This is a genomic window from Streptomyces sp. NPDC030814, from assembly GCF_055572155.1.
Genome location: NZ_JBVIDX010000011.1, coordinates 64,503 through 84,798 on the forward strand (window position 1 = coordinate 64,503; position 20,296 = coordinate 84,798).

General features: G+C 72.0%; 14 protein-coding genes. 10 read left to right on the forward strand and 4 right to left on the reverse strand.

The window, feature by feature from the left end; genetic code table 11:
• The first annotated feature begins 82 nt into the window (after window positions 1-82).
• Together ACZ43N_RS23390 and ACZ43N_RS23395 are read left to right on the forward strand one after the other, a co-directional pair.
• A complete protein-coding gene (locus ACZ43N_RS23390) occupies window positions 83-1,780 on the forward strand; it encodes a serine/threonine-protein kinase (RefSeq protein ID WP_468100043.1) in 1,698 nt (565 codons plus the stop codon).
• A gap of 192 nt (window positions 1,781-1,972) precedes the next feature.
• The gene (locus ACZ43N_RS23395) at window positions 1,973-2,578 is read left to right on the forward strand and encodes a TIGR03086 family metal-binding protein (protein WP_468100044.1); all 606 of its coding nucleotides are present in this window, start codon (window positions 1,973-1,975) and stop codon (window positions 2,576-2,578) included.
• 91 nt (window positions 2,579-2,669) lie between these two features.
• On the opposite strand, the gene ACZ43N_RS23400 is transcribed toward ACZ43N_RS23395, so the two are convergent.
• The gene (locus tag ACZ43N_RS23400; protein ID WP_468100046.1) at window positions 2,670-4,889 is read right to left on the reverse strand and encodes a glycosyltransferase family 4 protein; all 2,220 of its coding nucleotides are present in this window, start codon (window positions 4,887-4,889) and stop codon (window positions 2,670-2,672) included.
• 231 nt (window positions 4,890-5,120) lie between these two features.
• On the opposite strand from ACZ43N_RS23400, the gene ACZ43N_RS23405 reads away from it, so the two are divergent.
• The 5 genes from ACZ43N_RS23405 to ACZ43N_RS23425 all read left to right on the forward strand — a co-directional run bounded on the left by ACZ43N_RS23405 (window position 5,121) and on the right by ACZ43N_RS23425 (window position 13,029).
• On the forward strand, window positions 5,121-6,512 hold the full coding sequence (locus ACZ43N_RS23405) for a diacylglycerol/lipid kinase family protein (protein WP_468100047.1): 1,392 nt from the start codon (window positions 5,121-5,123) through the stop codon (window positions 6,510-6,512).
• A gap of 86 nt (window positions 6,513-6,598) precedes the next feature.
• A complete protein-coding gene (locus ACZ43N_RS23410) occupies window positions 6,599-8,362 on the forward strand; it encodes a serine/threonine-protein kinase (protein WP_468100049.1) in 1,764 nt (587 codons plus the stop codon).
• A 177-nt stretch (window positions 8,363-8,539) separates the two neighbouring features.
• Complete coding sequence (locus ACZ43N_RS23415) at window positions 8,540-10,195, forward strand: succinic semialdehyde dehydrogenase (RefSeq protein WP_468100051.1); 1,656 nt, start codon at window positions 8,540-8,542, stop codon at window positions 10,193-10,195.
• Between the two features lie 54 nt (window positions 10,196-10,249).
• Window positions 10,250-12,055 (forward strand): GMC oxidoreductase, encoded by a 1,806-nt coding sequence (locus ACZ43N_RS23420; protein ID WP_468100053.1) that lies wholly within the window; start codon window positions 10,250-10,252, stop codon window positions 12,053-12,055.
• A 245-nt stretch (window positions 12,056-12,300) separates the two neighbouring features.
• Window positions 12,301-13,029, forward strand: coding sequence for a hypothetical protein (locus ACZ43N_RS23425; RefSeq protein ID WP_468100055.1), 729 nt, complete (start codon window positions 12,301-12,303; stop codon window positions 13,027-13,029).
• A 666-nt stretch (window positions 13,030-13,695) separates the two neighbouring features.
• Here ACZ43N_RS23425 and ACZ43N_RS23430 read toward each other — a convergent pair.
• On the reverse strand, window positions 13,696-14,040 hold the full coding sequence (locus ACZ43N_RS23430) for a chorismate mutase (RefSeq protein ID WP_468100057.1): 345 nt from the start codon (window positions 14,038-14,040) through the stop codon (window positions 13,696-13,698).
• Between the two features lie 393 nt (window positions 14,041-14,433).
• Here ACZ43N_RS23430 and guaA point away from each other — a divergent pair, with 393 nt between their 5' ends.
• The gene (guaA, locus tag ACZ43N_RS23435) at window positions 14,434-16,014 is read left to right on the forward strand and encodes a glutamine-hydrolyzing GMP synthase (RefSeq protein ID WP_468100059.1); all 1,581 of its coding nucleotides are present in this window, start codon (window positions 14,434-14,436) and stop codon (window positions 16,012-16,014) included.
• Between the two features lie 20 nt (window positions 16,015-16,034).
• Here guaA and ACZ43N_RS23440 read toward each other — a convergent pair whose 3' ends face one another.
• Window positions 16,035-16,541, reverse strand: a complete 507-nt coding sequence (locus ACZ43N_RS23440) for a pyridoxamine 5'-phosphate oxidase family protein (protein ID WP_468100060.1) — start codon at window positions 16,539-16,541, stop codon at window positions 16,035-16,037.
• Window positions 16,542-16,740: 199 nt separating this feature from the next.
• On the opposite strand from ACZ43N_RS23440, the gene ACZ43N_RS23445 reads away from it, so the two are divergent.
• Window positions 16,741-17,535, forward strand: a complete 795-nt coding sequence (locus ACZ43N_RS23445; protein ID WP_055519575.1) for a class II aldolase/adducin family protein — start codon at window positions 16,741-16,743, stop codon at window positions 17,533-17,535.
• A 39-nt stretch (window positions 17,536-17,574) separates the two neighbouring features.
• Here ACZ43N_RS23445 and ACZ43N_RS23450 read toward each other — a convergent pair whose 3' ends face one another.
• Window positions 17,575-18,498 (reverse strand): DUF4429 domain-containing protein, encoded by a 924-nt coding sequence (locus ACZ43N_RS23450; protein ID WP_468100062.1) that lies wholly within the window; start codon window positions 18,496-18,498, stop codon window positions 17,575-17,577.
• A 316-nt stretch (window positions 18,499-18,814) separates the two neighbouring features.
• On the opposite strand from ACZ43N_RS23450, the gene ACZ43N_RS23455 reads away from it, so the two are divergent.
• Window positions 18,815-20,068, forward strand: coding sequence for a hypothetical protein (locus ACZ43N_RS23455; RefSeq protein ID WP_468100064.1), 1,254 nt, complete (start codon window positions 18,815-18,817; stop codon window positions 20,066-20,068).
• The last annotated feature ends 228 nt before the right edge of the window (window positions 20,069-20,296 follow it).

Sequence of the window (20,296 nt, forward strand, 5' to 3'; positions counted from 1 at the left end):
AAGGGACTTCCCGCGTCACGGGTCTGTGACTGGAGGGCGACCGGGCTGGAAGCCCGGGGGCTTGCACGATACAGATGAACATATGAGCAGCAACGGGGGAGCCCCTTACGGATCCGGCGAGCCGACGAGTTTCGGACTGCAACCGCCGCAGCCTGCCGTGCCGTACCCGGGCAACCCGTACGCGCAGCCGACGCCGCCGGACCTGCAGCCGACGCCGCAGCCGGCTTCGACCTCCCACCCCGCCCCGCCCACCCCGCCAGGCCCGTCGGTGCAGCCCGCGCGGGACCACGGTGCCGGGCGGCTGATCGCGGGCCGTTACCGACTGCTCGCCAAGCTCGGGCACGGGGGGATGGGCACGGTGTGGCGGGCGAAGGACGAGACGGTGGACCGGGAGGTCGCCGTCAAGGAGCCCCGCGTCCCGGACCACCTTCCCGAGCGTGAACGAGCCAACGTCTACGAGCGGATGCGCCGCGAGGCACGAGCCGCGGCCAGACTCGATCACCCGGCGGTCGTGAACGTGCACGATGTGGCGGTCGTGGACGGCCGGCCATGGATCGTGATGGAGCTGGTGCAGGGGCGTTCCCTGGGCGACGCCCTCCAGGAGGGCACCCTCGGGGTGCGTGACGCGGCGAGAATCGGCCTGGAGGTGCTCGGCGCGCTGGAGGCCGCGCACGCGGCGGGCATCCTGCACCGCGACGTCAAGCCCGACAACGTCCTGCTCGGCCGTCACGACCGGGTCGTCCTCACCGACTTCGGCATCGCCCAGATCGAGGGCGAGACCAACCTGACGGACACCGGCGGCTTCGTCGGCTCCCCCGAGTACATCGCCCCCGAACGCGTGCTGGGCCAGCGTCCCGGCCCCGCCTCCGACCTCTGGTCGCTGGGCGTCGTCCTCTACGCCGCCACCGAAGGGGTCTCGCCCTTCCGGCGCAGCAACACCCCCGCGACCCTGCAGTCCGTCCTCAACGCCGCGCCCACCGCTCCCGCGTCGGCCACGGGCCCGCTCGCCGAGGCCATCAGCGGCCTGCTGCAGAAGGACCCGGCGCGCCGTCCGACCGCCGCCCGCGTCCGCGAACTCCTGGAGGCCGCCGCGAACCCGCCGGCACCGGCACCCACCCAGGTGGTCCAGCAGGTCGCCGCCCCGGCCGGCAAGGGGCTGCGCCTCGGCCCCAAGACCCTCGTCGGCCTCGCCGCGGCGGTGGTCGCGGCCGCGGTCACGGCGTACCTGGTCGTCGCCGACCCCTTCGCCGGACCGCTGCCGGACGGCTGGAAGCAGCGGGAACTCGGGGGCAGGGTCGGCGCGAGCGTCGGAGTGCCCGGGGACTTCACGAAGGACACGTACGAGCCGGACGAGGCGGACGACACATACGCGTCGTACAGCGACCCGAGCGGGCTCATCCAGATCGCCGTGGACCGCGACGTCAAAGCGGACGACAAGGAGGACGAGCTTCCGGCCACCGCGCTGGACAAGGCCTACGCCGACTGGGACATGCTCAAGGACGGCGAGTACTCCTGGGGCATCGCCGACGACCCCGCGCCCAGGGGAAGGCCGAAAGAGGCCAAGTACCAGGAGCGTGACGCCGCCGAGAACACCATCGTCTACACGACCACCGACAGCGAGTCCCCGCGGCTGCGCGAGGCGCGGGTGCTCTACTACCGGGCCGACAACGGCGACACGTACCGGCTGTGGATCGACTATCCGGGCAAGGGGCACTTCACCGAGCAGGGCCGGGAGATCGCCCGTACGGCCGTCGAGACCCTGAAGATCGTCAAGTCCTGAGGGGGCCTTCGGAAGAATGGCCCACAAGCGGGCCCAGCCCGGCCGACCGCGCACGGCCGGGCAGCCGTTGCGCCTGGCACTGGCAGTCCTCCCGTCGCAAAGGGCACTGGTTCTCCTGTCGCCACGGGCCGAGAGTGGACGCATGACGACGACATTCACCACGGTGAGGGCACCACGGCAGGGGGCTCTCCGATGAGCGATGGCATGGTCTCCAGCGGTTGGGCTGTCCTGGACGCCTCCCACGAAGCACTGCGCACGGCGGCCCGCGCCGTCCCCGCCGACGGCTGGCACCTGCCGACGCCCTGCGCTGGCTGGACCGTCGCCCAGGTCTTCCAGCACGCCGTCGGCGACCAGATCGGCTATGCCGCCGCGCTGACCGGCGAACCCGGCCCCGACTTCAACCCGTTCGCCCCCTCGGGCGAGCTGGAGGGGGTGGACCCGGCGGCGTTCCTCGAGGACGCCCTGGCACGCGCGGCGAAGGCGTGGGCGGGGGTCGACCGGGACGCCGCCGAGGTGCCCACGCCGGTGCCGCCGCACATGATGTCCCCGTGGTCCGGCTCGGCGGCGTGCGGGCTGGACGCAGCGGTCCACGCCTGGGACATCGCCCTGGCGACCGGCCGGCCGTCGCCGCTCACGCCCGAGTTGGCCCGCCCCCTCCTCAAGGTCGCCAGGGAGATCGTCGAGCCGCTGCGCCCCTACGGCGCGTACGCCGCCGCCCTGGCGCCCGAGCAGGGCGATGACGACGTGGCGGTCCTCCTGCGTTACCTCGGCCGTGACCCCCGCTGGAGCGCCTCCTAGGGGCCTTTCAGAACGCCGGGCTCTTGCGTGCGGGTCGTGCTGTGGGCGAGCCGGAGGCGTCCTCTTGCACCCGGGATGCCGTATCCGCCGCTCACGCTTCGGCAGCAGCGGCTCGATCACCGCACGCAGACACACTCAGGGCCAGGTCGTTGGTGACGGTGAAGAAGAAGCGGGCCCGCAGGGACGCGCCGGACTGCGTGGGCATGGTGACCGCCGGGTACTTGTCGGTGTCCTTGCGGTCCACGATGTCGCCGAACAGCCGTCCGAGGCGGACGGGTCCGGCGTCGGCGGCGGGGCGCAGGAACAGGTCCCAGATCACCTTGCCGGGGACGGTCGGCTCCGGCAGGGACGGCAGCCGCCCGTGGAACCGGCGTCCGGGGGACTGGTGCCCGTCGGGCAGCTGCCCTCCGGTGGACACCGCCGGTGCCTCGAAGTCTGGCGCCTGCCCACCCCGGGCGACGCCCACCAGCGCCGCGCCGACGCCGAGTTCGGCTCCGTGCAGCACGCCCTCCACGGCCGACGACCCCTCACCGGCCGGCAGTGCGGTGACCTCGGCGTGGGCGGCGCGGTGAAAGGTCCGCAGGGCGAGGCAGCCGTCCCTGGTCGTATACGGGATCCACCACACCACCGGGCCCGCGCCGGTGAACTCCGAATCCAGCAGGCCCCGCTGCTCCACGAGCCCGGCCCGCAGCCGGCGCCGTACACCGTCCTTCGCCCGCTCGGCGTACAGATCCCAGCGGCCCTCGGCGAGGGGCGGACGGGCTGCGCTCAGCGTGGCGGTCCACCTGCCTCCGGAGTCGTCCCGCGGCTCTCGGTCCGACGGGCTCCGGGCGCCGTCCGTCCGCTCCCGCTCCAGGGATGCCGGGCCGGCGTCGTGCGACGGGAGTCGTTCCAGCGGCATCCGGATCTCGTCCTCCCCGCGGCGGTGGCGCAGGATCAGTACGAGGTCCTGCCCGGACGCGTCGGCCCAGCCGACCGACACCCGTACGTCCCGCCGTGCGTCGACCCGGCAGTCGCCCCACGGACGTGACGGCCTCAGCGCGATCTCCGTCGCGGGCGCCGCCCCGGCCCGCCACGCCCCTGGCTCCGGAGCCGCCCGCCGCATCCACCGCCCCGGCGTCGTCCGGCCCAGCCACCGCCCCATCCCCGCCACCAGCCCCGGCCGTCGAGCGCCCAGCAGTTCGGCGATGAGCTGCTCGTACCGGTCCGCGATCGTGGCCGGCCCGTACCGCTGGACCGTGGTGCGGCCGGCGGTGCCGATCGCGCGCCGGAGACCGGGGTCGTTGATGAGGCGGAGCAGCCCCGTCGCGAGGGCGTCGGGGTCGCCCGGCGGGACGAGGAGGCCGTCGGAGCCGTCGGTGATGATCTCGCCGGGGCCGTGGGGACAGTCGGTGGCCACCACGGGGACCCCGGCGTGCATGGCCTCCAGGATGGTCATGCCGAAGGACTCCCACGCGGAGCTCACGACGGCCACGGAGGCCTTCGCCCACTCGGTCTCCATGGTGGTGTGCGGGCCCATCAGGAAGACGTGGTCGTTGAGGTTGTGGGCCGCGACGGCGGCGCGCAGGTTCGCGCGCTCAGGTCCCTGGCCGTGGATCCGCAGCCGCCACTCGGGGCGTTCGGCGACGACCTTGGCGAAGGCCTCGACGAGCAGGTCGTAGCGCTTGACCGGCACCAGCCGCCCGGCGGCGACCACGAGCGGGGCCCGCAGGCCGGACGGTTCGGCTCTCGGGCGGGGCGCGGCATTGGCGATGTCCGTGATCCGGGTACGCAGGCCGGGCAGCAGACGGCGATGGTCGGCGGCGTCCCGCGCGGACACGGTGACGAACGCGTCGAGGCGGCCGATCGCCTCGTTCTGCGCCGCGCGCACCCCCGGCACGTGGTTGTCGTACGACAGGTGCTCCTGACCGATGCGGATCGCGTGCCGCGGTCCGTGCTCGGCGAGGACGACGACCAGCGCGGGACGGGTCGCGATCACGACGTCGGCGTCGGTGGAGCCGAGGAACGCGCGCAGGCGCGCGTCGGTCAGAGCGGTGTAGCGGTGGGCGAGGACCTCGGCGGGTGGCACCAGCGCGGAGGGCCGCGCCATCAGTTCATGGCCGCCGTCGTACGCCGCGGAGTCGGGGCGCTCGTCGACCAGCGGGATCAGGCGCACATCGCCGCTCACCCCCAGCAGGGGCTGTGCCGCCGTCCGGAACACCGAGACGATCTCAACCTCGTGCCGGGCGGCCAGCGCCCCGGCGAGGGTCAGGGTCGAGCGGACCGTGCCGCCGATCGCGTAGGCGTTGTGCAGCAGAAAAGTGATCTTCATGGGTGCTCGGACTCCGCGTTCGTCGGCCACGCCGACTCGCCCAACACCCCGCTGCGCCGTCAGGAACCGCCCGGACCTCGACCATGACCCCAACGGGCGTATGCGGGTCGCGGTCTCGTGCGGCGCTCGCGACGGCGTTCCCGCGGATGATCGGAAGGCCATCGCCTTGGCCCGCCCCCTGGCCCTAACATGCCGTGTCAAGTGCGTGATCGGCGCGGAGGGCGGGCGGGCGTGGGCATCGAACACCTGGATGTGCGGGCTCATGCGAGACAGCGGTGGGCGGCACGGGCCGCCCTCGGCAGCGCGGCACTGGCCGTCCTGCTGCCGATCGTCTACGCCCGGGAGGCGAGCCTGCTGCTCGTCGCGGGTCTGCTGCTCGGCGCCGGTCTCACGGTGGCCGCACTGTGGTGGGTGCTGACGCATCGGGGCGCCGTCCGGGCCGCGGCGGCCACACTGGCGGTGGCAGCGCCGGTGGGGGTCATCTGGTGGTTCGCGACCGTCAACCTGCTCTGGGTCGTGCTCGTGTCGGCCGCGCTGTGGGGTGCGGCCGTCTGGTCCGGGAAGTTCGCGCTCAGCCTCACCAAGTCGCACCGGGTGGACGTGCCCGAGCACCGCACACCCGCGCCGGCCCGGCCCTTCCTCATCATGAACCCCAAGTCGGGGGGCGGGAAGGTCGAGCGTTTCCGGCTGAAGGAGAGAGCCGAACGGCTCGGCGCCAGGGTCCATCTGCTCGACCCGGAGCACCACGAGGACGTCGCCGTACTGGCCCGTGACGCGGTCCGGGCAGGCGCCGACCTGCTCGGCGTCGCCGGCGGGGACGGCACCCAGGCGCAGGTGGCCGCCATCGCGGCGGCGTACGACGTGCCCCTCCTCGTCATCTCCGCCGGCACCCGCAACCACTTCGCCATGGACCTCGGCCTCGACCGCGACAACCCCGCCGCCTGCCTCGACGCCCTCACCGACAAGGGCGTCGAACTCCACGTCGACCTCGGGTACGCCAGCGGCCACCCCTTCGTGAACAACGCCTCCTTCGGCGCGTACGCGGCCGTCGTGCAGAGCCCGGCCTACCGTGACGACAAGGTACGCACCACGCTGGAACTGCTGCCCGAACTGCTCACGCACCAGCGCGGCCCGCGGCTCACCGCCCGGATCGGTGACGCCGTGATCGACGCGCCCCAGGCCGTGCTGGTCAGCAACAACGTCTACCGCAGCGACGACCTGGTCGGCCTCGGCCGCCGTGAGCGGCTGGACGCCGGGGTACTGGGCGTGGTCGGCGTACGGGTCGACAACGCGGCCGACGCCGCGAGCCTGGTCCTCGGGCCGAACGCGCCCGGCCTCAGCCTCCTCATCGCCGACGAGATCATCGTCGAGGCGGACCGGCCGGAGATCGAGGTCGGCGTCGACGGTGAGGCCCTCGTCCTGCCGACGCCCGTGCACTGCCGGATCTCGGCCAAGGCGCTGCGCGTACGGGTACCGCGCGACCGGCCGGGCGTACCCGAGCCCAAACCTCCCCTGGACTGGCGCCGGTTGCGCAAGCTCGCCGCGGCCGTCGGCCGCACGGCCCTGCCCAAGCACCGCGAACGGTACGGCTGGGCCGAGGACCTGTGGAACCGCCGGCGCTAGCGCTCACGACTGCCCGTTCCCCGGGGAACGCGCCTTGTCCTGGCCGTACGTCGACAAATTCCGCGTCCGCGCGGTACTGATGTCGCATGAGCGACGACGGCGAACATCAGCGCGAGGCACGCAGGTTCGGCGGTCGGTCGGCCCGGTGCGACGAGCGCCTGGTCGGCGGTCGCTACCGCCTGACCGAGCGCATCGGTTCCGGTGGCATGGGCACCGTGTGGAGGGCGGTCGACGAACTGGTGGGCCGCGAGGTCGCCGTCAAGCAGCCCAGGCTGCCGGGCGACCCCGACGACCCGGAGAACGAGGCCCGCCGCCGGGCCGCCAACCGCCTCTACCGCGAGGCCCGTGCCGCCGCCCGCGTCGACCACCCGTCGGCCGTCACCATCCATGACGTCGTGATCGACGACGGCCACCCCTGGATCGTCATGGAGTGGGTCCGCGGCGAGTCCCTCCAGGAACGGCTCCGACGCGGCGCCCTCACGCCCGCCGAGTCGGCCCGTATCGGCCTCGCCGTCGTCGGCGCGCTGGACGCCGCGCACGGCGTCGGCATCGTGCACCGCGACGTCAAACCCGCCAACGTCCTGCTCGGCCAGCACGGCCAGGTCGTCCTCACCGACTTCGGCATCGCCCATGTCCAGGGCGAGGAATCGCTCACCATGACGGGGGAGTTCGTCGGTTCGCTGGAGTTCGTCGCTCCCGAGCGCATGTCCGGCCATGGTGCCGCCGGGCCGCCCTCCGACCTGTGGTCGCTCGGCGTCCTCCTGTACGCCGCAGTCGAGGGCGCCTCTCCCTTCCGCCGGGCGTCCCCCGAGTCCACGCTCGCCGCGATCCTCTCCACCGAGCCGGCCGAACCCGCCGGTGCCGGTCCCCTGGGCCCCCTGGTCGTACGGCTCCTGGCCAAGGACCCCGCGGACCGTCCGGACGCCGAGGAGGCCGCGAGGATCCTGGCCGACGTGGCGGAGGGACGGACCCCGGACACGCAACTGCCGTCGCGGCTGCAGTACTTGGGCGAGGACGAGGGGACGCTGCGGCTCGCGGACGAACGGCCGGGGAAGGCGTTACGCGAGGACGCGGCACCCGCGGCCGTCGCACCCGGTGACCGGCACGAGGCCGGGCCCGGCAACGCCTCCCCAACCCCGCCGGCACCCCCACCGGCAACCGTCGACGTACGACGAGCCGAGCCCGCTCGGCGGCCCGGCAGGCGTTCCCACCGGCGGCTGGTCGCTGTCGGGGCAGTCACCGGAGTCCTGTTCGCCGGCGGGGGAGTCTGGGTCGGGACGGTGATCGGCGCCGAGGACGACGGCTCCATGGTCGCGCCTCCTGTCACGACGCCGCTCCGCCCCGAGTCGAGCGCCGCGTCCGAGTCCGCATCCCGGTCCGGCGCCGACGCCGGCAGCCGATGGGTCGCCCACCGCGAGAAGGAGATGAACGCCGTCCTGTCCCTCCCGAACTCGTACGAGCGGATCCGCGCGAAGAGCGGCGAGGACGGCAGGTCCCGCACGGTCATCTACGACGGCGAGAAGGTCATCCGGGTACGGCTCACCCAGTGGGACAAGGCGCCCACGTCGCCCATGAAGCAGGCCAAGGACTCCTCCGACATCGTGGGGAGCGGCGTGAAGTCCACCGCGCAGTACACGAGTACCAGCTTCGACGAGCAGGAGGCGGTGCTCGCCGACACCACCCACTACGCGGACGGCACCCCCACCCGCGTCCTGGAACTGATCGTCCGCACCGACGACAGCCGGATGTTCGAACTCCGGGTGGACATGCCGAAGGGCACGCCGGACGAGAAGAAGGGGACCGCGGTCTTCAAGGGGGCACGGGAGCGGCTGAAGATCCTCGCGGGGTGAGGCCCCGCCGAGGCGAGACCAGGGTTCCGCGCGATGTGACCAAGTCGCGACCGCGGGGCGCCCAACGCGCTGATCAGCGTCTTCGTGCCACTGATCACTGGCATGGTGTGTGCGGACGGTGAAAGCCTGTTACCGCCGGGTACCCAAAGTCGTCCGCTCCGGAATACCCTGCGCGTCATGACGGACTCGCAGGCCCCCGAAAAGACCGGCACGACCGCCACGGGCACGACCGGCACGGCACGGACGACCGGCACCAACCCCCTCGCACCCGCCCCGGCGGGCGCCCGCACCGCCGCCGACGTGGTCACCCCCGAACTGGTCGCCCAGCTCACCAAGGGTGTGGTCGGCTCCGGCCGGACCGCCAACCACACGCCGTTCACCGGCGAGAAGCTCGCCGACCTGCCCGAGTCCACCCCCGAGGACGTGGAGAAGGCGTACGTGCGGGCCCGCGCCGCGCAGGCCGTGTGGGCGCAGGTGCCCGTACGCGAACGCGCCGCCGTCCTGCTCCGCTTCCACGACCTGGTGCTGGAGCGTCAGGCCGAGGTGCTCGACCTGATCCAGCTGGAGACCGGCAAGGCCCGTCTGCACGCCCACGAGGAGGTCCAGGCCGTCGCGGTCGCGGCCCGCCACTACGGCCGCAAGGCCCCCGCGTACCTCAAGCCGAAGCGGCACGCCGGCGCCGTTCCGACCCTCACCAAGGTGGTCGAACTCCGCCATCCGCGCGGTGTGGTGGGCCAGATCGCCCCCTGGAACTACCCGCTCGAACTCTCCGTCGGCGACGCGATCCCCGCCTTCGTCGCGGGCAACGCGGTCGTGATGAAGCCCGACACGGAGACCTGTCTGACCGCCCTGTGGGCGCGTGACCTCCTCATCGAGGCCGGGCTGCCCGCCGAGGTCTTCCAGGTCGTCCTCGGCGAGGGCCCGGTCATCGGCCCCGAGGTCGTCCGGCACGCCGACTACGTCTCCTTCACCGGCTCCACCCGCACCGGCCGCGAGGTCGCCCAGGGCGCCGCCGCCCGCCTCGTGGGGGTCTCCCTCGAACTCGGCGGCAAGAACGCCATGCTGGTCCTGGAGGACGCCGACATAGAGAAGGCCGCCGCCGGAGCCGTCCGCGCCTGCTTCTCCTCCGCCGGCCAACTCTGCATCTCCATCGAGCGCCTGTACGTCCACGAGTCCGTCGCCGACGCCTTCCTGGAGCGCTTCGCCGCCCGCACCAAGGCGATGCGCCTCGGCACATCCCTCGCCTACGGCGCCGACATGGGCTCCCTCGTCGGCGACCGTCAGATGGAGACGGTCACCCGGCACGTGGACGAGGCCGTCGCGAAGGGCGCCAAGGTCGTCGCCGGCGGCGTCGCCCGCCCCGACATAGGCCCCTACTTCTACGAGCCGACCATCCTCGACGGCGTCACCGAGCCCATGGCCGTCTGCAACGAGGAGACCTTCGGCCCCGTCGTCTCCGTCTACCGCTTCACGGACGAGGAGGCGGCCATCGACGAGGCCAACGCCACCGCGTACGGCCTCAACGCCTCCGTCTGGACCAAGGACGGCCGCCGGGGCCGCGCCGTCGCCGCCCGCCTGCGCGCCGGCACGGTCAACGTCAACGAGGGCTACGCCTCGGCGTACGGCAGCGTCCAGTCCCCCATGGGCGGCATGAAGGACTCGGGCCTCGGCCGACGACACGGCTCCGAGGGCATCCTCAAGTACACCGAGGCCCAGACGGTCGCCCAGCAGCGCCTCCTCCCGATGGCCCCGTCGTTCGGCATGGACGACGAGAAGTACGCGCAGTTCATGAGCACCAGCCTCAAGGTCATGAAGGCGCTTCGGCTGCGTTGACACCCCGCGCCCCTCCGGGGGCGCGGTACGCACCGTTCTCAATGAGGAGAGCTCGTGTCATACGACTACGACGTCATCGTCGTCGGCTCCGGCTTCGGCGGCAGCGTCACCGCCCTGCGCCTGACCGAGAAGGGTTACAAGGTCGGGGTGCTGGAGGCGGGCCGCCGCTTCACCCGCGCCACCCTCCCCAAGAACTCCTGGGACCTCAGGAACTACCTGTGGGCACCCGGACTCGGCCTCTACGGCATCCAGCGCATCCACCTGCTCGGCAATGTCATGGTGCTCGCCGGGGCCGGTGTGGGCGGCGGCTCACTCAACTACGCCAACACCCTCTACGTACCTCCGAAGCCCTTCTTCGAGGACCCCCAGTGGAAGGACATCACGGACTGGCAGGAGGAGCTGAAGCCGTACTACGACCAGGCCCGCCGCATGCTCGGCGTACGGCTCAACCCGACGATGACCCCGTCCGACGTGCACCTGAAGGCCGCCGCCGAACGGATGGGCGTCGGCGACAGCTTCCACCTGGCCCCGGTCGGCGTCTTCTTCGGTGACGGCGAGGACGCCGACGGCAGGGCCAAGGCCGCGCCCGGCGACCAGGTCCCGGACCCGTACTTCGGCGGCGCGGGCCCGGCCCGCAACGCCTGCACCGAGTGCGGCGAGTGCATGACCGGCTGCCGCCACGGCGCGAAGAACACCCTCAACGAGAACTACCTCTACCTCGCCGAGAAGGCGGGCGCGGTCATCCACCCGATGACGACGGTCGTCGCCCTCACCGAGGACTCGCAGGGCGGCTTCGCCGTGACCACCCTGCCCACCGACGCACGCCGCAAGGCGGGCAGGGGCACAGGCAGGGCCGGGGGCCGTGTCTTCAAGGCCCGCCGAGTCGTCCTCGCCGCCGGAACCTACGGCACCCAGACCCTGCTGCACCGGATGAAGGCGAACGGCCGGCTGCCCCACGTCTCCGACCGCCTGGGCATGCTGACCCGCACCAACTCCGAGGCCCTGGTCGGCGCCCAGACCGACAACCGACGCTACCGCAAGGCCCACGGGGCCCCCGAGGTCGACTTCACCCGGGGCGTGGCCATCACCTCGTCCATCCACCCCGACGAGAACACCCACATCGAGCCGGTCCGCTACGGCAAGGGCTCCAACGCGATGGGTGGTCTGTCGATCCTTCAGGTGCCGTACGCGGGCGGCACGGCGTCAGGTGTGTCGCGGGTGCTCGGCTGGCTGGCCCACGCGGCGAAACACCCGCTGCTGGTGGCCCGCTCGCTGTCCAACCGCCGCTGGTCGGAGCGGACCATCATCGGTCTGGTGATGCAGTCCCTGGACAACTCGCTCACCACGTACCTGAAGCCGAAGGGGCCCGGCAAGGGCCTGCTGACCGCCCGACAGGGCCACGGCTCCCCCAACCCCAAGCAGATCGCGGCCGCCTCGGCCGCCGCGTCCGCGATCGCCGCAGAGATCAACGGCTTCGCCGGCAGCAACGTGGGCGAACTGATGGGTACTCCGCTCACCGCGCACTTCCTCGGCGGCTGCCCCATCGGGGTCACCCCCGAGGAGGGCGTCATCGACCCGTACCACCGTCTCCACGGCCACCCCGGCATCTCGGTCGTCGACGGCGCCGCGGTCTCCGCCAACCTGGGCGTCAACCCGTCCCTGACGATCACGGCCCAGGCCGAGCGCGCGATGTCGTACTGGCCGAACAAGGGTGAGCCCGACCACCGTCCCGCCCCCGGAGCGGCGTACGAACGTCTCCGTCCGGTGCAGCCGGTCAGCCCGGCGGTCCCGGCGGACGCCTTCGGCGCGCTGCGGCTGCCGCTGATGCCGGTTCCGACGGTGCCGCCGAAGGAGAAGTGAGAGAAGCGGAGAAGGACCCGCACCCCCCTCCGAGCGCGGGTCCTTCTCTCGTGTGCCAGATGTGACAAGCGAGGCAGGCGAAGGGTTGCCCTCCGGATCACACCTTTCTGGAGTGACGTGAGTCACATGTGAATGTGGCTGGAGTGACGCAACGAATTCACGGGGCCGGCTGTCACATACATGTTCGATGGGCCCGTCGGGGCCCTGGAAAGACGTACAGAGCGCAAGGCGCAAAAGGTGGGGACATGAAGTCGAAGATGTCGCGGGCAGCGGTGGCCGTCTCGGTCGTGGCCACGCTGGGTCTCACCGCGGCGTGCGGTGGCGGCGGCGAGGACAAGGAGGCGGGGACCAAGCCGTCGGCGGGCGCCTCCGCCTCCGCCGGCAGCAAGAAGGACGCGGCGGGGCAGGGCGCGCTCACCGAGGCCCAGCTGCAGAAGGCCGCCCTGACGAAGGGCGACGTCAAGGGCTACACCATCGCCGACATGCCCGCGGAGGACATGCCCGCCGAGACCGTCCCCGCGGAGCCGGCTGCCTGCCAGCCCATCGCGAACATGTTCTTCTTCACCTCGGACCCGCAGGCCAAGGCCCGCGCCGGACGCACGGTCACCCCGAAGGACGAGCTGTCCGGCAGTGTCATCTCCCTCGCCCTCGCCGCACATGAGCAGAGCGACGCCGAAAAGGTGATGGCCGACCTGCGCAAGGCGACCGAGAACTGCACGAAGTACGAGCACGTCGGCAACAAGTACTCCGGCGTCGAGGTCCTCCCCGCCCCCGAGCAGGGCGACGAGGCCGTCGCGTACAAGATGAAGGGCGACATCGAGGGCGCCAAGATCCCGATGTCCTTCACGGTGGTCCGCAGCGGCTCGACCCTCATCGGGTTCTACTCGATGAACATGCTCGACGCGGACAAGGCGAAGGTCCCGGCGGAGGTGCTGGAGGCCCAGGTCGCGAAGGTGGAGAAGGCGGCCGGCTGAGACGAGTCCGGCAGGCCGACACCGATCCGGTGGTGGTACGGCGAAGGGCCCCGCGGATTCCGTCCCGCGGGGCCCTTCGCCGTCAGCACCGCCGTCAGCACCGCCGTCAGGGCGGCGTCAGTGCCTCGAAACGGCGCAGGGGGTGCGCCGCTGGTGGGGGGTGGATGTCGGACACGCGTCCGGGGGACGCGGTACCAGGTGTCGACCTCGGGGGTGCGGGCTGGTCCTGCATCGTGCCGGCCGGCTGAGGCTCCGTAGCCGTCTCGCCGCCCTCGGAGCAGTCCACCGGTCGGCCCCGGGCGTCCCCGGAGCCGACTGTTCTCTTGAGTGACCGGGCTGCTGTCCCCTGCGGTCCGGTCACCACCCTGGAGCGAGGTCCCACGGCGCACGGCACGATCCGAACGCCTCATCGCTCCAGCGGAGCCACGCGTGGTTCTTTCGCACCCGGGCCTGGCTGGCACGGGCATCGGGACCAACGAAGCGTGTCGTACGACGGTCACGCGCCGTACGGGTGAGACGGCAGGCGTACGTCCGTGCGCCGCCGTGGTGATGAGGCCGTGGCCGTCGCAGCGCGACGTGTAGCGCGGTGCCTTCGCGGCGGTGCTGCGAGAGGGCGGTACTGCGAGAGGGCGGCGTCGTGAGAGGACGGCGTTGCGCGTCGGCAGGTCAGATACGTCCCCGGCACAGCTCCAGCAGGATCATGGCGAGGGCGGTGCCGGGCTTGCCCAGGGCGTCGCTGTAGTGGGCGAGGACCTCCATCTCCCGCGACAGGTTCACGCGCCGGCCGCCCGACCCGATCCGGGCCTCCTGGATCACGGCCGACACCGCCATCCGTTCCTGCACCAGCCCGATGATCCGGTCGTCCAACGCGTCGATCCGCTCCCTGGCCCCGCTGATCACGCCCGCCGCTTCCTCGGTACGAGCGCCGGTCCTCTCCGTGACCGTGGTCTTCTGGGCGCCCGGGGTCTTCGCCGTGACGGTGGTGGTCTTCTCCGTGGCGGTGGTGGTCATTTTTCTAACTCCTCGTGTCCGGTCCCGCACCCCGCCCCGACAGTCCCCGGAAAACGCCAGGCGCCCCGGACCTTGTCGGCCCGGGGCGCCTGGGGAAGTCGCTTGTCAGTAGCTCAAGCAGCACGACCATGGCAGCCGGTGGGCCGGTTGCCATAGGTAAAGATGAAGGTCGAGTGCGCGAACATGGGCGCCAGTATGCCACGGGTTCCGGCAGGACCGGTTCCGTGGAGCGGGCCGGAGGCCGACGTGCGTGTGCGCGCCGGGACCGCGGCGCCTCTCGTTCCCGGGTGCTGGGAGGGCCGGGGCCGGAGCTCCCGGTGGGCCCGCACCACAGGAGCGCACCCCGGTAGACTCGGCCACACAGACCCCCGCCCGACCGCCGGAAGGCACCCCGTGTCATCAGCGACCTCCGCTGCCGCCGCCCCCGACACCGTCCTGGTCGTCGACTTCGGCGCGCAGTACGCCCAGCTCATCGCCCGCCGCGTCCGCGAGGCCCGGGTCTACAGCGAGATCGTGCCCAGCACCATGCCGGTCGCGGAGATGCTCGCCAAGAACCCGGCGGCGATCATCCTCTCCGGCGGCCCCTCCTCGGTCTACGCCGAGGGCGCCCCCCGCCTCGACCGCGAGCTCTTCGAGTCCGGCGTCCCCGTCTTCGGCATGTGCTACGGCTTCCAGCTGATGGCCACCACCCTCGGCGGCACCGTCGACAACACGGGCGCCCGCGAGTACGGCCGCACGCCGCTGCACGTCACCAAGTCCGGATCGACCCTCTTCGAGGGCACCCCGGACGAGCAGTCGGTGTGGATGTCGCACGGCGACGCCTGCTCCGCCGCCCCCGAGGGCTTCTCCGTCACCGCCTCCACCGACGTCGTACCGGTCGCCGCCTTCGAGAACGACGAGAAGAAGCTGTACGGCGTCCAGTACCACCCGGAGGTCATGCACTCCACGCACGGCCAGCAGGTGCTGGAGCACTTCCTGTACCGGGGCGCCGGACTGACCCCGTCCTGGACCACCGGGAACGTGATCGAGGAGCAGGTCGCCGCCATCCGCGAGCAGGTCGGCGACAAGCGCGCCATCTGCGGCCTCTCCGGCGGCGTGGACTCCGCGGTCGCCGCGGCCCTGGTGCAGAAGGCCATCGGATCCCAGCTGACCTGCGTGTACGTCGACCACGGTCTGATGCGCAAGGGTGAGACCGAGCAGGTCGAGAAGGACTTCGTCGCGGCCACCGGCGTCCAGCTGAAGGTCGTCGACGCGGAGGAGCGGTTCCTCAAGGCGCTCGCCGGGGTCTCCGACCCCGAGGAGAAGCGGAAGATCATCGGCCGCGAGTTCATCCGCGTCTTCGAGCAGGCGCAGGCCGAGATCATCGCGGACGAGGGCCCGGCGGTGGAGTTCCTGGTCCAGGGCACCCTGTACCCGGACGTCGTCGAGTCCGGCGGCGGCACCGGCACGGCCAACATCAAGTCCCACCACAATGTGGGCGGTCTCCCCGAGGACCTGGAGTTCCAGCTCATCGAGCCGCTCCGCAAGCTCTTCAAGGACGAGGTCCGCATGGTCGGCCAGGAGCTGGGCCTGCCGGAGGAGATCGTCCAGCGGCAGCCGTTCCCCGGCCCGGGCCTCGGCATCCGCATCGTCGGCGAGGTCACCAAGGACCGTCTCGACCTGCTCCGCGAGGCCGACGCCATCGCCCGCGAGGAGCTGACCGCGGCCGGCCTCGACCGCGACATCTGGCAGTGCCCGGTGGTCCTCCTCGCGGACGTCCGCAGTGTCGGCGTCCAGGGCGACGGCCGCACCTACGGCCACCCCATCGTCCTGCGCCCGGTCTCCTCCGAGGACGCCATGACGGCCGACTGGTCGCGGCTGCCGTACGACGTGCTGGCGAAGATCTCGACGCGCATCACCAACGAGGTGCGGGACGTCAACCGCGTGGTCCTGGACGTGACGTCCAAGCCGCCGGGCACCATCGAGTGGGAGTGACCCGCTTCGGGTGACGGGGCTCAGGTCCGTTTGAGAGTGCGCACCGGCTCTCCGGGCTGCCAGACCTGGACGACCAGATACGTGTCGTCCTCGACGTAGGTCCGTACGACCTCCGTCAGCTCGGTGCGGAAGAGGTGGAACGGCTCCGGCGGTTCCACCTCTTCGCCGTACGCGGCCTTGACGGCCGGATCGTCGACCTCGACCGCCCGCCCGCTGATCCGTACGTCACCGCCGCCCATCTCCGTACCCGGGCCCGGGTTGGCCTGCAGCGCGAACCGGGGATCGCGCCGCAGATCGAGCGCCTTCAGCGAGTTCGGCATCATCCCCAGCCACAGCTCGCCGCGGACGAACCTGACCTCCAGTCCGGTCGTGCGTGGGGAGCCGTCCCGGCGGAGGGTGGCGAGGACGTGGTGGGTGAAGGCGCCGAAGCGCTCCTCCACGGTCTGCGCGAGACCCGGTTCGGCAGCGGTGAAGGCGGCCCAATTCGCGGCACTCCGCGGGACGCCGCGTGGCGTAGTTCCTGGCATGGGACGAGTCTTGCGCGGATACCCGACAACCACTGTCCGGTTACCCCGAGCGACTGACGGCTCGGCCCTGGGCGATGGAGCGCCGACGCGCTTCTGTGACTTGCGTAACGGTTGCGCACCCTCTTCAGGGAACGGACCTGTTCTGCAGGGGGACCGACGGTAACTTCCGATTCGTAAAGGAAGTCAGTCTGGAGGACACATGCACGGGCCCACACCGCCCCTGCCCCTACCCACCGACCAGCTGCGGTTCGCCATGCCGCCGATGCACGAGTCGGTGGAGGACGAACGGCGGCACCGCAAGGAACGGCTGGCCGGGGCCCTGCGGATCTTCGGACGGCTGGGGTTCGAGGACGGGGTCTCCGGGCACATCACCGCCCGCGATCCGGAGTTCAGCGACTGCTTCTGGGTCAACCCGTTCGGCATGTCCTTCAAGCACGTCACCGTGAGTGACCTGGTCCTCGCCAACCAGGACGGCCAGGTCATCGAGGGCCGCTACCACGTCAACCAGGCCGCCTTCACCGTCCATGCCCAGGTCCACGCCGCCCGCCCGGACGTCGTCGCCGTCGCCCACTGCCATTCCGTGCACGGCCGTGCCCTGGCCGCACTCGGGGAGCTGATCGAGCCGATCACCCAGGAGTCCTGCGCCTTCTACGAGGACCACGCGCTCTACGACAACTACACGGGCGTCGCCGTGGACGCGGACGAGGGCCGGCGGATCGCCGCGGTGCTGGGGAGCCGCAAGGCCCTCGTCCTGCGCAACCACGGTCTGCTGACCGTCGGCGACTCGGTCGACGCGGCGGCGTGGTGGTTCCTGTCGATGGAACGCTCCGCCCAGGTCCAGCTCACCGCGAAGGCCGCGGGCCGCCCCCTCCTCGTCGACCACCGGCTGGCCGTCGCCACGCGCGAACAGGCGGGCGGCGACCTGGTGGCGTGGATCAACTACCAGCCGCTGTGGCAGGACATCAGCCGAAGCGAGCCGGACCTGCTCAGCTGAGCCGCCCTGAACGGGCGACGGCGAGCGCGGCGCCGTCGCTCAGAAGTCCCGCAGCACGGCCGCCTTCGTGGCCGCGAACTCCTCGTCCGTGAGGACGCCGTCGCGGTGCAACTCGCCCAACTCGCGCAGCCGGCGCAGCAGCACGTCGTGATGGCCCGGGGCCAGGGCCGAGGCCGTGGCGGGGACCGGACCGTGCGGCGGAGGCGGGCTCGCGGCTTCGACCGGCCGGGGGCGGTCCGCATGGCCGCCGACCCTGGTCGACGGGTGGGGAAGCCGTGCGGTGACAGCGGTGGCCACCAGCGCCGTCAGCAGATCACGGCGGGCGCTGCCCCACAGATCGAGGGCGTAGGGGTCCTTGTCCGGCGGCAGCTTGGAGAACACGGTCTCGCGGGTCACGAAGCGCAGGAAGCCGTCCTCGTAACCGGAGTTCGGCAGCCACTCCACCTGCGCCAGATCGCCGATGCCGATGATCCGGGGGCCGGTCGCGCGCTTGACCCGGTCGGAAGTGTCGTTCCAGTCGATCCTGACCTGGGTGCCGTCGAAGGAGACGGTGCCGTCACTCGACCGGACCGACACCGGCACCGGTGGTCCCGGCAGGAGATACGCCTTGGCGGGCTCCTTCGGGGTCTGTTCGAGGAGCAGGGCCTGCCGTATCTCCTCGGCCACATACTCGGCGACACCCGACCGGTCGAGGTCGACCGTCAGCCGATAGGGGTCGGCCGCGTCCGGCAGTCGCCCGCCGGTGGCCTGGAGCAGCGGATCACTGCCCTCACGGAGCCGCAGCCGAAGCCGGCCCCGTCTGCGTTCGGGCTCGTAGACGACACCCGCCACGGCATCCAGAGGAACCGTGACCTCCCCGTACGTCTGCCGGAACAGCGCCACGGACCGGTGCAGCCCCGGCGTGATCCGGACCGTGCTCCCGTCGAAGGCCCAGGTCCCGTCCCGCTGGATGATCTCGGCCATGCGGAGATTCTCCCAGCCGGGTCAACAAGACGACCCGTACTTCACCCCGCCCCCTCCTTGCGCTCAGTGCCCCTGCCGGGCGCAGGCCGCACTCCGTACGGCACAATTCGCTGTCATCGCGGGTCGGAATGTCCGGCAGCACGGCTGTGGTGGCGAGCAGATGCATGGGCGGCGCCCCGCGACGGTGGTGAGGCGTCGATGACGGTGACGGCGTCGATGACGGTGACGGCGAATGCCGAGGACAGCGGACGCAGAGGGCGTGCGCGGCGCGGGAAGGCGGGCTCGGGCGGTGGCGGTGCAGGATGCCGGAGGGGGCATGGGCTCGGCTGCCCATGAGGGCGGATGCACGTGCGGGGACTGCCCGCACGGTGCGCGCACGGGACACCGGCGCGCAGTCGCCGAGTTCCTTTCGAAACGCGAGGAGTTCGCCTCCGGGCAGGGCCTGCCCGCCGCTGTCGCCCACTCCGCGCCGGCCTCCCGCCAGTGGGTCTCCGACGAACTCACCCAGTCCGCCGCGGTCGTCGCCGAACGCGGCCGAGTCGAGGGCGAGGCCTGGCTCGGCCGGCTCTGGCTGCGCACGGCGATCGCCGTCTGGGCCGTAGTCGTGGCCCTGCTCCTGGTCCAGGCGCTCACCGCGATCGGCGCGGGCTGGACCGCCGCCCGCTCGGCAGGTCTCATCGCCGCCCTGCTCGTGGCCGCGGCGCTGACTGGCGCCGGCTATCTGCACCGTGCGCGCGGCGGCGCCCTCGCCCCGGTCATCGGCGAGGACAACCGTCTGTCCACCTCCCGCGCGATCGCCGCGAGCTGGGTGCTCTTCGTCGTCTTCTGCGTTCTCGTCCTGGTCGGCCGTCTGGCCGCAGCCTCCGAACACCGCGCACGCGACGCCCTCATCGCCGGCTTCGAACTCGATCGCGGCGCCGGCATCGTGACCGTCCTCGCCGTGGTCTGCGGCATCGCCGTCCTGGTACGCCGAGTCGTCGGCGTCCGCGTCCTCGGCCAGCGCCTGCAGAAGGTTCGCGCCCACCGCCCCCGCGCCGCCGACCTCCTCACCGACGACTCCGGCCGAGGCAGCTTCACCGACATCCAGTACGTGACCATCTGTGCCGTCGCCCTGATCTTCGCGGCGGTACGCCTGGCCCGCCGCCCCGATCAGCTCCCCGACCTCCCCTGGGGCCTCGCCCTCCTCGTCCTCGTCTCCGCCGCCACCTACGTCGCGGGCAAGTACGCCGAGGGTGGCCGCCCCGTCATCCTCTCCGTCGTCCGCGCCCGCGAGGCCGGCGACCTCGACGCCCCCATCCGTAACGGCGACGACATCGAGATCCGCGGTGCCGGCTTCGTCCCGCCGGGCGCCCAGTCCGCCGACCGCCTCTCCCGCATGGTCGTCCGTATCGGCCCCGTCCATGTCCACGTCCCCCTCGTCCCTGTCGCCGGCGGCTTCAGCAACCCCACCGACGCGGTCCTCACCGTGCCGGTCCCGGCCGACGTCGAACCCGGCAAGGTCGACGTCCAGGTCGTCACGGCAGCCGGCGTCGAAACCAACCGCTACACCATCGAGGTCTCCGCCGACTGATCGACACCGGGTGGGTGGACGGCGTGGCCGTCGACGCCGGGTGGGTGTGCGGCGTGGCCGTCGACGCCGGGTGGGTGTGCGGCGTGGCCGTCGACGCCGGGTGGGTGTGCGGCGTGGCCGTCGGCGGTGGGTGGGTGTGCGGCGTGGCCGTCGGCGGTGGGTGCCGTGTGACCTTCGGGTGGGTAGCGTGGCTGCCGGGTGGGAGTGCCGCGTGGCCGCCGGGTGGGA